12 protein-coding genes and 1 tRNA gene are annotated in these 13,086 nt (G+C 73.6%); 5 read left to right on the forward strand and 8 right to left on the reverse strand.

Features of this window, described 5'->3' with window-relative positions:
- The first annotated feature begins 545 nt into the window (after positions 1-545).
- The 3 genes from mobF (at position 546) to NH342_RS18415 (ending at position 5,209) form a co-directional block, all read left to right on the forward strand.
- Positions 546-3,680 carry a MobF family relaxase gene (gene mobF / locus NH342_RS18405; protein ID WP_253017006.1) on the forward strand — a complete coding sequence of 1,045 codons (3,135 nt, stop codon included), beginning with the start codon at positions 546-548 and terminating at the stop codon, positions 3,678-3,680.
- A gap of 133 nt (positions 3,681-3,813) precedes the next feature.
- The gene (locus tag NH342_RS18410; RefSeq protein ID WP_253017008.1) at positions 3,814-4,026 is read left to right on the forward strand and encodes an AlpA family transcriptional regulator; all 213 of its coding nucleotides are present in this window, start codon (positions 3,814-3,816) and stop codon (positions 4,024-4,026) included.
- Between the two features lie 85 nt (positions 4,027-4,111).
- On the forward strand, positions 4,112-5,209 hold the full coding sequence (locus tag NH342_RS18415) for a site-specific integrase (RefSeq protein ID WP_253017010.1): 1,098 nt from the start codon (positions 4,112-4,114) through the stop codon (positions 5,207-5,209).
- An 80-nt stretch (positions 5,210-5,289) separates the two neighbouring features.
- Here the strand turns inward: NH342_RS18415 and NH342_RS18420 are convergent.
- Positions 5,290-5,363, reverse strand: a tRNA-Ile gene (locus tag NH342_RS18420).
- Between the two features lie 35 nt (positions 5,364-5,398).
- On the opposite strand from NH342_RS18420, the gene NH342_RS18425 reads away from it, so the two are divergent.
- Positions 5,399-5,902 (forward strand): OsmC family protein, encoded by a 504-nt coding sequence (locus NH342_RS18425; RefSeq protein ID WP_253017012.1) that lies wholly within the window; start codon positions 5,399-5,401, stop codon positions 5,900-5,902.
- Positions 5,903-5,965: 63 nt separating this feature from the next.
- On the opposite strand, the gene NH342_RS18430 is transcribed toward NH342_RS18425, so the two are convergent.
- Positions 5,966-6,238, reverse strand: coding sequence for a hypothetical protein (locus NH342_RS18430; protein WP_253017014.1), 273 nt, complete (start codon positions 6,236-6,238; stop codon positions 5,966-5,968).
- Positions 6,239-6,690: 452 nt separating this feature from the next.
- Between NH342_RS18430 and NH342_RS18435 the strand changes: the two genes are divergently transcribed.
- On the forward strand, positions 6,691-7,158 hold the full coding sequence (locus NH342_RS18435) for a DUF3145 domain-containing protein (RefSeq protein WP_229827822.1): 468 nt from the start codon (positions 6,691-6,693) through the stop codon (positions 7,156-7,158).
- Positions 7,159-7,362: 204 nt separating this feature from the next.
- Here the strand turns inward: NH342_RS18435 and NH342_RS18440 are convergent, their stop codons facing one another.
- From NH342_RS18440 to NH342_RS18465, 6 genes are all read right to left on the reverse strand, one after another.
- Positions 7,363-8,775, reverse strand: coding sequence for an acyl-CoA carboxylase subunit beta (locus tag NH342_RS18440; RefSeq protein WP_253017016.1), 1,413 nt, complete (start codon positions 8,773-8,775; stop codon positions 7,363-7,365).
- Between the two features lie 20 nt (positions 8,776-8,795).
- Positions 8,796-10,037: a beta-ketoacyl synthase gene (locus NH342_RS18445; RefSeq protein ID WP_253017018.1), complete on the reverse strand. Its 1,242-nt coding sequence runs from the start codon at positions 10,035-10,037 to the stop codon at positions 8,796-8,798.
- A gap of 105 nt (positions 10,038-10,142) precedes the next feature.
- The gene (locus tag NH342_RS18450; protein WP_091063849.1) at positions 10,143-10,385 is read right to left on the reverse strand and encodes an acyl carrier protein; all 243 of its coding nucleotides are present in this window, start codon (positions 10,383-10,385) and stop codon (positions 10,143-10,145) included.
- 65 nt (positions 10,386-10,450) lie between these two features.
- Positions 10,451-11,434 carry a beta-ketoacyl-ACP synthase III gene (locus tag NH342_RS18455; protein ID WP_253017020.1) on the reverse strand — a complete coding sequence of 328 codons (984 nt, stop codon included), beginning with the start codon at positions 11,432-11,434 and terminating at the stop codon, positions 10,451-10,453.
- Positions 11,431-12,693 (reverse strand): acyltransferase domain-containing protein, encoded by a 1,263-nt coding sequence (locus tag NH342_RS18460; protein ID WP_253017022.1) that lies wholly within the window; start codon positions 12,691-12,693, stop codon positions 11,431-11,433. Before NH342_RS18460 ends, NH342_RS18455 begins: the two co-directional genes overlap by 4 nt.
- A gap of 58 nt (positions 12,694-12,751) precedes the next feature.
- Positions 12,752-13,086 (reverse strand): CdaR family transcriptional regulator (locus NH342_RS18465; RefSeq protein WP_253017024.1); only part of this gene is annotated, 335 nt, incomplete at its 5' end.

A 13,086-nucleotide genomic window follows, 5' to 3' on the forward strand; every position in this document is an offset into this window, starting at 1 on the left:
GCCACCGTCACCGCCCAGGGCCTCAGCTCACGATCGACACGACGAGCGAGGGACGGGGACCTACCTGGCCATCAGCGGGGACTTCTCGATGGCCACCCGTGGGGACTTTGGCACGGCCACGGACAACGTCGCTCGGCTGGGACCTGACGCGGACAGGCTGGAGACTCGCTCCCCACCAGCCTCAGGGTGCCTGCTGCCTTGGTCGCGGCAAGGGCGCTGGCGCGTCGCTTCGCGATGGGCCTTCGGCCCACCCTTTCCTCGACCCAGCGGCAGCAGGGATTGGCTGGCTACGGGGAGCGGAGGAGAGGTCGTTTCCGCACCCCCTGATCCGATCACCAACGGCTGTCAACGCTTCTGGATAATCCGAACTCCGACGCCCCCACAATCGCCCGTACCGCGGACTCTGCCGTGCGTAAAGCGCCACCAAAAGAGCGGCACGCATGCTACCAATAGAGGTAGCTCGGGCCCCGTTTCGCGGGGCCCATCGTCGTTTCTGGGGGTGACCTAATGGTCATTGTTGGGTGGCGTGGAAAATGCATGGCGGAATGAAGGTCTACGCCGGTGCGCCGGCGGCTGCCCGGCAGTACCTGGAGGCCGACCGCGGTCGCGCTGATGACTACTACCTGGCCGAGGGCACCGGCCTGGCCCGCCGCTTCACGGCCACCGCCGGGCGGGTGGAGGAGCGTGCGTCGTTGACGGGGGAGACCTACCAGAGCTGGGTCGCCGGCCGGGACCCAGACACCGGGCAGCCGCGCGGGCGGCTGCGAACCGACGAGCGTGCGGTGCGGTTCGTCGAAGTCGTGGTCAATGGCCCCAAGTCCTGGTCGCTGGCCGCCGCGGTGCACCCGGACATCGCCGCCGCCTACGACGCCGCGCAGGACCGCGCCGCGATCGAGATCATCAGCTGGCTCTCCGGGCACGCGACTACCCGGATCGGCCCGCGCGGCGGGCAGGTGCAGGTGCCGCTCGGGGTGCTGGAGGCGGTGACGGTGCGGCACTACACCTCCCGCGCCGGAGATCCGCACCGGCATCTCCACCTGCAACTCAACGCCCGAGTGTTCGCCGCCGAGCAATGGCGCGGGCTGCACACCGTCGGCGTCCGCGACTTCCTCGCCGCAATCAACGGAATCGGGCACGCCGCGGTCGCCTGCGATCCGCAATTCCGCACCGCCCTGGCCGCCCACGGCTACACCCTGGATGCGACTGGAGAAATACTGGAGCTCGCCGAGTACATCGGTCCGTTCAGCGCCCGGGCGGCGCAGATCGGGCGCAATCTCGATCGCTACGAACGCGACTGGACCGCCGCGCACCCCGGCGAATCCCCGGGGCCAGCGCTGCGCCGAGCGTGGGACGCTCGCGCATGGGCCGACGGCCGCCCCGACAAGGTCATCCCGCGCTCGGGGGCCGACCTCACCGCGCGGTGGCGGGCCGAACTGGCCGCCCTCGGCTACCGCGACCCCGACCCACCGGTCCAGCTGCGGCCCACCCCGATCGGCGTCCTGGACCGCGACCGCGCCGCCGACCAGATGCTCACCCGGCTGGCCGCCGGCCGCTCGGCCTGGAACGTCGCCGACCTGCGCGGCGAGGCCGAACGGCTGCTCGCCGCTGCGGGCGTCGTCGCCGAGGCAGCGGTCCGTAGTGAGTTGGCCGAGGACCTCACCGCCCGCGCCCTGGCCCGCTGCCTTCCGCTGCTGATCCGCGACGGGGTGCCCGAGCATGTCCGGGCCTGGACCTCTCCGGCGGTGCTGGAGGTCGAGGCCGACCTGGTCGCCCGCCTCGCCGCCCGCGGCACTCACCACGGTGCAGATGCCGACCTGCGGCCGGACCGGGGAGCCGGCCTGGAGCGGCTGGATGCCGGGCAGGCCGCGACCGCGGCCGCGCTCGCCGGGAACCGACCCCTCATCGTGGTGGAGGGCGCGGCGGGCGCCGGCAAGACCACCACCCTGGCCGCGGCTCGACGACTGCTGGAGGAGCGGGGGCGGCGGCTGGTGGTGGTCACCCCCACCCTGAAGGCGGCCAGGGTCGCCTCCGCCGAGGTCGGCACCACCGCCGGCTCGGCGGCCTGGCTGGCCTTCCAGCACGGCTGGCGCTGGACCGACAACGGCACCTGGACCAGGTTGACCCTCGGTGAGCTCGACCCGGCCACCGGCCAGCTCTATGCCGGACCCGGGGAGAAGGCGCGGCTGCGGGCCGGGGACGTCCTGGTGGTGGACGAGGCCGGCATGCTCGACCAGGACACCGCCCGGGCCCTGCTGGTCATCGCCGATGAGCGCCGGGTGCGGGTGGCGATGCTCGGTGACCGTCACCAGCTCGCCGCAGTGGGCCGCGGCGGGGTACTGGATCTCGCGGTGGGCCGTGTCGACCCGGCCGCGCACATGACCCTCGACCGGGTGCACCGCTTCACCGGCACCGACGATGCCGGGCAGGCGGTGTCCGAAACCGAGTACGCCGACTTGACCTTGGCCATGCGCGACGGCGGGGATCCCGGCGGGGTGTTCGACGCGCTGGCCGCCCGCGGCCAGGTCCGCCTGCACGCCAACGCCGCTGCGCTGCGGGAGGCGCTGGCCGCCCTGGCCGCAGAGCTTCACCGCCGGGGCGAGCAGACAGCGATCGTGGTGGACACCCGCGACCAGGTCGCCGAGTTGGGCGCCGCGATCCGGGAGCGGCTGGTCGCCGACGGCCGCGTCGACGAATCGCGGGTCGCGGTCACCGGGGCGGGGCAGCGGATCGGCGCCGGGGACCGGATCGCCACCCGCCGCAACGACCAAGCACTGGGCGTCGCCAACCGTGACATCTGGACCGTCACCGCGGTCGGTTCCTCAGGGGCGCTGGCCGTCGTTCCGGCCGATGTCACCCCGACCGGCGCGGTCCCGGCCGATGTCACCCCGGGTGTCACCCCGGCCGGAGCGGGGGAGCGGGTACTGCCCGCCGGGTACGTCACCGCCCACGTCGAGCTGGCCTACGCCAGCACCGCGCACGGCGTGCAGGGCGACACCGTCGCCTCGGCCCATGTGGTGATCGGCGAGCACACCGGCGCCGCGTCGGCCTACGTCGGCATGACTCGCGGCCGCATTGCGAACACCGCCCACCTGGTGGCCGCCGAGCTGGCCGAGGCGCGGCAGCAGTGGATAGCGGTGTTCGGCCGCGACCGCGCCGACTCGGGCCCCGGCCACGCCGCGCAGCTCGCCGCCGCCGAAGCCGCCCGCTACGCCGAGCCCCGCCCGCTCGACCAGGTGCTCGCCGAGCTGCGCGAGGCGTGGTCGGCCAAGCAGGGTTGCCTGGATCGGCTGGACGGCCTTCAGCGTCAGCACGACACGCTGCGCGCTGTCGTCGCCCTTCAGGCCGCCAAGAAGCTCACCCAGGTGGGTGTGCCGGGCTGCACTCCGGACCCTGCCGGGCGGCTGAGCGATGTCGACCGGGGCATCGCGGCCGCCGAACACGAGCTGGCCGGCGCGCGGGAACGCATCGCCGCGCTGTTGGCCGGCCCGACCCTGCTCGGCCAGCCCGCCGATCGGGTCATCGCAGAACGCAACGCGTGGCGCGCCCGAGACGCCGATCGCTCCCGGTTCCCGGCAGCCCTTCGACCGGCCGCCGTCGACCCCGGCGTACCCCGGCCGGAGTCCGAGCGCCGCGGCCCCTCTCTCGCCCGGGGCGGCGCGTCCCCCGGCCTCGTGCGATGAGCCGCCTCAGAGGACTGCAGGCCAACTGGAGAATCCCGGCAGGATCTTGCGGTCGGCTGTCACCAATGGGCTTCGTTTGGCGCCTTCTACAGGTGACGGGGCCCAGCCCATCCGACCAGAACCGGAGCCGACCATGACCGACCATTCCGCCGGCCGCGAACCCGAGCTGCTCACCATCATGGAAGCGGCCGACCTACTCCGTGCGCCGGTCGCGACCCTGCGGTACTGGCGCCACCTGGGCACTGGCCCCCGCAGCTTCCGCCTCGGCCGCCGCGTCCTGTACCGCACCGACGACCTCCACGCCTGGATCGCGCAACAGCACGCCCAGGCCCTCGACCGTCGATGAGCGAGCGTCGTCCACAGGCGTGCCGGCCTCCCCAGAGACTCGAGACGGCGTTGACCCGGGGAGCCGTCGTGGGCACGGTCATCTGATGGCCGGCAGCATCACCGTGGACGTGCTCAGCGACGGCAGCAAGCGGTACCGGTCGCGGTACCGTGATGCTCGTGGGCGGCAGCACGAGAAGCGATTCACGCGCAAGGTCGACGCCCAACGATGGCTCGACGAGCAGACCTCGGCGATCGTCACGCAGACCTGGACGGCGCCGGAGCGTGGCCGGGTCACCGTCGATGTCTGGGCAGAGCAGTGGCTCGCTGCACAGACTGGGCTGAAGCCCAGCACGCTCTACCGCTACCGGTCGCTGCTGCGCGTCCAGATCCTGCCGCGCTGGGGTCGGCACCGGCTGGCCGACGTGACCCACGCCGAGGTCGCCGCATGGGTGGCCCACCTCGTCGCCGGCGGCCTCGCGCCGGCGACGGTGCGGCAGGCGCACCGCGTCCTCGCACTCGTCATGACCCTCGCCGTCCGCGACGGGCGCATCCCGCGCAACCCGGCATCCGGCGTGCCGCTGCCCAGGGCCCGGCGCGCCGATCCCCGGTTCCTCACCCGCACGGAGGTGGAGCGGCTGGCCGACGCAGCGGGGGAGTACGGCGACGTCGTCCGTCTGCTGGCGTACACCGGCCTCCGGTTCGGCGAGATGGCCGCCCTACGGGTCCGCCGGGTCGATTTCCTCCGCAAGCGGCTCACCGTCGCCGAGAGCGCCACCGAGGTCGGCGGCACCGTCGAGTACGGCGCGCCCAAGACGCACCAGCAGCGCACCGTGCCGATCCCGAGCATCCTCGTCGAGCCCCTGTCCCGCCGCTGTCAGGGCAAGGGCCCGGACGACCTCGTCCTGACCTCGCCGGGCGGCGCGGTGCTGCGCTCGGGCAACTTCCGGCGGCGGTTCTTCGACCCGGCGGTCATGGTCGCCGGGCTCGAGGACCTCAGCCCGCACGACCTCCGGCACACCGCCGCCAGCCTGCTGGTGGCCAGCGGCGCGAACGTCAAGGCGGTCCAGCGGATGCTCGGTCACGCCTCCGCAGCGATGACCCTCGACGTCTACTCCGGGCTCTTCGACGACGACCTCGTGGCGCTCGCGGAACGCATGGACGCCGCCCACCAGGCCACTGTCACCAGACGTCACGGTACGTAGTGTGGGCACCGTGTGGGCACGGCGCCCTGGTGTCAAGATCGACGATCAAGCACCAACCCCCTGACCTGCACTTATATCGGTGGGGCGGGTGGGGCTCGAACCCACGACCCAGGGATTATGAGTCCCATGCTCTGACCGGCTGAGCTACCGCCCCGAGCGGACAGCCTGCCATGCGGGTTGGATGCGCCCATGGACGCTGCCGCCCTGCGCGAGATGCAGGCCCCCATCAAGCAGAGGTACAAGGACGACCCGTCGGCCGCGATGGCCCGGTTGCACGCCGAGGGCGACTTCCGCGACGACGGCATCACCGCCACGATCGAGACCTGGTCGGGCCCACAACGCGCCGGGTTCCACGAGACCACCGGCGGCGACGGCTCGGACGCCTGCTCCGGGGACATGCTGCTGCAGGCCCTGCTCGGCTGCTCCGGGGTGACCCTGCGCAGCGTGGCGACGGCGATGTCGATCGACATCCGGAGCGCGAAGCTCTCGGCCCGAGGCGACATGGATGCCCGCGGCACCCTCGGCGTCTCCCGGGAGGCCCCGGTCGGCATGACCGGCATCGAGGTGGTGGCCGAGCTCGACACCGACGCCGACGACGAGAAGCTGGCCACGCTGGCGAAGCTGACCGAGCGGTACTGCGTGGTCGCCCAGACCCTCAAGGAGCCGCCGACCTTCACCGTCCGGCGCGCCTGACCCCGACCAGCGCAGCGGCCCCGCACCGACGAGGTGCGGGGCCGCCGTCGTGCCCGGGGCGGCTCAGTCCAGGGCGAGCTCGGCGCAGACGACGCAGGCCGGCGTCCGCCGCGGGTCGGGCCACAGCGCTGCGCCGTCCATCCGGGCCACCTCGCGGCCGCAGAGGGAGAACACGATGTCGGCGGGACCGGGCTCGATGGCGTGCCACGGCCCGCTGGAGTCGACGATCGGCGTCCCGCTGACGCCGTTCCACAGCACCTGCAGGGCGGCCTGCCCGCAGGCGAAGGTCTCCTCGCTCATGACCGAGTGCCGGCCCCGGCGCTGTGTCGATGTCACGCAGGGACCATGGCAGTCGCACAGGGAGTCACGGCGGCGACAGACCGGACCCCACGTAACGACACAGTCACGTTCGGCCATCCCGACTCAAGCGGAACACCTGCACCAGTCAGTGGACGTCCCGGCGCCGATCGTCCAGCGAGATCTGCCGAAGGACTCGTTGGCTGCCGATGGTCGTCTCGGCAGAAGATGACTGCCGCCATCCGGTTGTAGGCAACGAAGGACGTGTCCCACCAACCTCATCCGTCACTTCTGGCACAGCTGCGCCCGCGATTCGAACCCGCAGTAGCGCGCAGGCGTGGTAGTCGGGCAGACTGTCGCGAGCACTCCTGCTTCACCCGTTCGAGCTACGCACCGCCATCGCCGAGTCAGGTCCGTTGGGGAAGACGAGACCCGTCTTGATCCGATGGAGGTGCACTGTGCAACGACGGTCTACGCAGGGTGTTGTCTTCGTGCACGCGTGCCCGAAGGCGCTCTGCCAGCACGTCGACTGGGCCCTCGAGCGGGTCATCGGCGCGCCGGTCAGTTTGTCCTGGGCCGAACAGCCCGCGCAGCACGGTGCCTACCGTGCCGAGGTCGCCTGGACCGGAGCCACCGGTACCGGCGCGAAGCTCGTCGCCGCCCTCAAGGCGTGGCCGATGCTGCGCTTCGAGGTCACCGAGGAGCCCAGCCAGGGCTCCGACGGCGAGCGGATGATGTACGTGCCCGGCCACGGCGTGTTCCGCGCGCCGATGTCGGCCAACGGCGACCTGATGGTGTCCGAGCAGCAGCTCCGCCACCTGGCCGCCACCTCGGGCTCCGGTGAGTCCTTCCGGCACGGTCTCGACGCGCTCCTGGGTGCTGCCTGGGACGACGACCTCGAGGTCTACCGGCACGCGGGCGACGGCGCCCCGATCAGCTGGCTGCACCAGGTGGTGTAGCGCGTCGCGGACCCGTCGGCCCCCTGACCCCGGACCGGCGCACCGTCCGCGACGCACTGCGGCCCGGCACCCACGGACGGGTGCCGGGCCGCTGTGCTGTGCGAACGCCTCCGCACCAGTTGATCATCGTCACCCGCAGCCGGGACACGCCGGCGATTGGCGCGTCTCACCTGCGGATGACGATGATCAACTGCCGGGGGGCGGTCAGAGCGGGATGTTGCCGTGGGCGCCGCGGCCGGCCGGGGCGGCCGCGAGCGCGGCCACCAGGCGCTTCCTCGTCTGCGCCGGCTCGACCACCTCGTCGACCACGCCGATCTCCTGGGCGCGCCCGACGCCGCCGGCGATCCGCTCGTGCTCCTCGGCCAGCTGCGCGTGCAGCGCCTCGCGCTCGCCGGGCTGGGCGGCGGCGAGCTTCTTGCGGTGCAGGATGCCGACCGCGGCCTTGGCGCCCATGACGGCGACCTCGGCGCCGGGCCAGGCGTAGACCGCGGTGGCGCCCAGCGAGCGGGAGTTCATCGCGATGTAGGCGCCGCCGTAGGACTTGCGGGTCACCAGGGTCACCCGCGGCACCACGGCCTCGGCGAAGGCGTGCAGCAGCTTGGCGCCGCGGCGGACGACGCCGTCCCACTCCTGCCCGACGCCGGGCAGGTAGCCGGGGACGTCGACCAGCACCACCAGCGGGACGCCGAAGGCGTCGCACATGCGCACGAAGCGGGCCGCCTTCTCCGCCGACGGGGAGTCCAGGCACCCGCCCAGCCGCAGCGGGTTGTTGGCGATGACGCCGACGGTGCGCCCGGCCAGGCGGCCCAGCGCGGTGATGACGTTCGGGGCGTAGCGGCTCTGCAGCTCCAGCGGCGCCTCGTCCAGCAGCCCGGCGATCATCGGCTTGACGTCGTAGGCGCGCTGCTTGGCCTCGGGCAGCATCGCCGACAGGTCGTCGTCGGCCTCCCCGTCGGTCGCGGCGAAGCTGCCCTGCGCGGCGAGCAGGTCGACCGCGCGGCGGGCGGTCTCCAGCGCCTCCTGCTCGGACTCGGTCACCACGTGCACGACGCCGGAACGCCGTCCGTGCGTGTCGGGTCCGCCGAGGGCCTCCATGTCGACCTGCTCGCCGGTGACCGACCGGACGACGTCCGGGCCGGTGACGAACACCCGGCCCAGCGGGCCCATGACGACCAGGTCGGTCAGCGCCGGCCCGTAGGCGGCACCGCCGGCGGCCGGGCCGAGGACGACGGAGATCTGCGGGATGCGACCCGACGCGCGGATCATCCCGGCGAACACCTCGCCGACCGCGTGCAGGGCGGTGACGCCCTCGGCCAGGCGGGCGCCGCCGGAGTGCCAGATGCCGACGACCGGCACGTGCTCGCGCAGCGCGGTGTCGATGGCGTCGACGATGTGCCGGCAGCCGTCGACCCCCATGGCGCCGCCCATGATCGTGGCGTCGGTGCAGTAGGCGATCGCGGGCGAGCCCTGCACGGTCCCGCGGGCGGCCATCGCTCCCGAGGTGTCCCGGGCGGCCAGCGGCTGCATGGTGCCCTCGTCGAAGAACCGGACGAGCCGGTCCTCGGGGTCGCGCGGGTCGGGCTCGGCCAAGGTGGCGGCGGGGCTCACGGTGGTCATCAGGAGGCCTCCATCAAGAGTCAGGCGGTGGTGAAGACCAGGGCCATGTTGTGGCCGCCGAACCCGAACGAGTCGTTCAGCGCGGCGGAGAACGTGGCCGTGCGCGGGGCGCCGCGCACGATGTCGAGCTTCTGCACGGCGGCGGCGTCGTCGAGCTGCTCGATGTTCTGCGTGCCGGGGATGACCTGGTCGCGCAGGGCGAGCAGGCAGAACACCGACTCCAGCGCGCCGGCGGCGCCGAGCAGGTGGCCGCTCTGGCTCTTGGTGGCGGTGACCGCGGCGTGGTCACCGATCGCCTCGAGGATGGCGGCGGCCTCGGCGATGTCGCCGACCGGGGTGGAGGTGGCGTGCGCGTTGACGTGGCCGATGTCGGAGGCGGACAGCCCGGCGTCGCGCAGTGCGGCACCGATGGCCCGCTGGGCGCCCTCGCCCTCGGGGTGCGGGGCGACGAGGTCGTAGCCGTCGGAGGTGCCGCCGGCGCCGGCGAGCTTGCCGTAGACCTTCGCGCCGCGGGCCTTGGCGGCGTCCTCGCGCTCCAGGACCAGGCAGGCCGCGCCCTCGGCGAGGACGAAGCCGTCCCGGCCGGCGTCGAAGGGCCGGGAGGCGTGCTCGGGGTCGTCGTTGCGGGTGCTCATCGCGCGCATCGAGGCGAAGCCGGCCATCGGCAGCGGGTGCACGCAGGCCTCGGCGCCGCCGACCAGGACGACGTCCGCACGGTCCAGCCGCAGCATGTCCAGGCCCCAGCGGATGGCCTCCGCACCCGAGGCGCAGGCGCTGACCGGGGCGTGCACGCCGCCGCGGGCGCCGATCGCCAGGCCCACCGCGGCGGCGGGGCCGTTGGGCATGAGCATCGGGATGGTGAACGGGGAGACCCGCTTGGGGCCCTTCTCCTCCAGGATGTCGTCCTGGTTGAGCAGGGTGAGCGCGCCGCCGATGCCGGTGCCCATCACCACGGCGATGCGCAGCGAGTCGTAGCCGGCGTCCCCGGCGCCGGAGTCGGCCCAGGCCTCCTCGGCGGCGACGACGGCGACCTGCTGGCTGCGGTCCAGCCGGCGGGACCGGACCCGGTCGACCTTCTCGGCCGGGTCCTGCGCCAGCCGGGCGACCAGCTGGGCGGGGAAGGGCTCGATCCACTCGTCGGTGATCCGGGTGACCCCGGACTTCCCGGCCAGCAGCGCGTCCCAGGTGGAGGCGACGTCGGAGCCGAGGGGGGTGGTGGCACCGAGCCCGGTCACCACCACGTCGGTGTTGTTGAAGTTCACGGGTGTCTCCTCCTGGGACGGGCTGCAAGCGGATGGAACGGCCGCCTCGCAGGGCCCCGGGAGACGTGCGGAGCGCGTCTCCCGGGGGGCGAGGTGGTCCTTCTCTTACTGGTTCTTCTCGATGAAGGAGATGGCGTCGCCGACGGTCTTGATGCCGCCCAGCTCGTCGTCCGGGATCGCGACGCCGAACTTGTCCTCCACGGCGGTGGCGATCTCCACCATCGACAGCGAGTCGACGTCGAGGTCCTCGGTGAACGACTTCTCGGGGGTGGCGTCGGCGGGTGCGACCCCGGCGACCTCCTCCAGGATCTCGGCGAGGCCGGACTGGATCTCGGCGGTGCTGGCCACGAGGGCCTCCTCTTCTTCGGTTGTCCAGGGGTCGTGCAGGGCCGGACGGCGGTGCCGCCCGGGGTTCAGGGGAGCCGGACGACCTGTCCGGCGAAGGTGAGCCCGGCGCCGTAGCCGAGCAGCAGGGCGAGGTCGCCGCTCTTGGCCTCGCCGGACTCCAGCAGGGCCGACAGCGCCAGCGGCACCGAGGCCGAGGAGGTGTTGCCGGCCTGGACGACGTCGCGGGCGACCACGGTGTCCTCGGACAGGCCCAGCCGCTTGGCCATCAGCTCGATGATCCGCAGGTTGGCCTGGTGCGGGGCGAAGACGTCGATGTCGGCGGCGGTGACGCCGGCGCGGTCCATCGCCTGCTGCAGGGTCTCGGTGAGCTTCGTGGTGGCCCAGCGGTAGACGGCCTGGCCGGCCATCGTCAGCTTGCCGTCGCTGTCCTCGCCGGTGGGGATGGCGATCGCGTCGCGCTGGTCGCCGTCGCTGCCCCAGACCACCGGGCCGACGCCGGGGTCCTCGGTCGGGCCCAGCACCATGGCGCCCGCGCCGTCGGCGAAGATCACCGCGGTGCTGCGGTCGGTCAGGTCGGTGACGTCGGTGAGCTTCTCGGCGCCGACGACGAGCGCGTGCCTGGCCGACCCGGTGCGGATGGCGTCGGCGGCCGCGCCGAGGGCGTAGCAGAACCCCGCGCAGCCGGCGTTGAGGTCGTAGGAGCCCGGACGGCGGATGCCCAGCCGGTGGGCCACCTCGGGCCCGGCGCCGGGGATCATCGTCGGCAGGCTGGCGCTGGCGACGACGACCAGGTCGACGTCCTCGGGGGCCAGGCCGCTGGCCGCGAGGGCCTTGCCGCCGGCCGCGACCGACATCTCGACGACGGTCTCGTCGGGTCCGGCCCAGCGCCGCTCGGCGATGCCGACCCGGCTCTGGATCCACTCGTCGCTGGTCTCCATCGTCTGGGACAGCTCGTCGTTGGTGACCCGTCGGCGCGGCCGGTAGGCCCCGATGCCGAGCACCGCGGCGCCCGGGGCGCCGGTGGTGAGGGAGATGCGGGTGTCGCTCATGCGGACTCCTCCGGGTAGAGACGGGCCAGCGGGTCACCGGCGTCCACGAGGTCGCCCTCGGCGACCAGCCACTCGGCGAGGACGCCGGCGTACCCGGCGGCGACCTCGACGGTCTCCCGCCGCCCGGCCACGGTGGCCAGCGTCGTGCCGGCGGGCAGCCGGGTGCCCTCCTCGATCGGGTGCGGCGAGATCGACCCGCGGGCGGGGGAGACCACCATCCGCCAGTCGGGTGCCTGCTCGGCCTCGGGGCGACCGCGCTCGGCGGCGATGAGCTCGCGGGCCCGGTCCAGGTCGCCCGGGCCGCTGATCGCCAGCACCTCGACGTCGTGGCGGCCCTTCCAGTCGCGCTTGGCCAGCCCGGCCAGCGCCCCGGCCGGGGGCAGCTCGATGACCGCGGTGACGCCGAGCTCGCGCAGGGTGTCCAGGCACGCGTCGAAGCGCACCGGGCTGGTGACCTGGCTGACCAGCCGGTCCAGCACGCCGGCGCCGGTCTCCACGGCCGAGCCGTCCTTGTTCGACACCAGCAGGCGGGAGGGCTGGGCCGGGCGGATGCCGCCGACCAGGCCCTCGAGCTCCTCGCGGGCAGAGGCCATGTAGTCGGTGTGGAACGCGCCGGCCACCGACAGCGGCATGACCCGGGCCTTGGCGGGCGGGTCGGCCTTGAGCGCGGCCAGCCCGTCCAGCGACCCGGCGGCCACGACCTGGCCCGCCCCGTTGACGTTCGCCGGGGTCAGCCCGTGCGTCTCGATGGCGGCCAGCACCTCGGCGGGGTCGCCGCCCAGCACGGCGGACATGCCGGTCGGTGTCTGCGCGCAGGCCCGCGCCATCGCGCGGCCGCGGACGGCGGTGAGCGCGATGGCCGCCTCCACCGACAGCACCCCGGCCAGGGCCGCCGCGGTCAGCTCTCCGACGCTGTGCCCGGCGATCACGACGTCGCGCCCGGCCTGCGGGGTGTGCGCAACAGGGCCGGGCAGCCCGCCCAGCTCGCGGGCCACGAACAGCGACATGGCGACGACCAGCGGCTGGGTGACCGCGGTGTCCTTGATCGCCTCGGCGTCGCCGGTGGTGCCCAGGGTCAGCAGGTCGGCGTCGGCGACCGCCCCGGCCCAGCGGAAGAAGGACTCGGCGCCGGGGAGCTCCAGCCAGTCGGTGAGCATCCCGGGCTTCTGGGCCCCCTGGCCGGGGGCGAGGACGGCGAGCACGTGCCCACCGTGCCAGGCACGGTGCCGCGGCGGGCCGCCGTCGGCCACGAAGAACACCGGTGCAGTTCTGGAGGGTTCCCACAAATCTGTGACCCGGGGTGCGATCGGCCACAGCTCACGACCAGAGCGAGCGTCCGCCGTCCAGGGCCGCGAGGGCGAGGGCGACCTGCAGGGTCCAGGACCCGCGGGGGTCGGTGGCCGACAGCCCGGTGAGCTCGGTGACCCGCTTCAACCGGTACCGCACGGTGTTGGGGTGCACGAACAACGCCCGGGCGCTGGCCTCCAGGTTGCCGCCGCTGCCGAGCACGGCCCGCACGGTGTCCAGCACCCCGCCGCCGGCGGACTCCAGCGGGGCGGCCACCCGCTCGGCCAGCGCGGTGCGGGCCAGCGGGTCGCCGTCCAGCGCCCGCTCGGCCAGCAGCGCGTCGGCGTCCACCGGGCGGGGCGCCC

The sequence above is a fragment of the Klenkia sp. PcliD-1-E genome (assembly GCF_024124375.1).
Lineage (GTDB): Bacteria > Actinomycetota > Actinomycetes > Mycobacteriales > Geodermatophilaceae > Klenkia.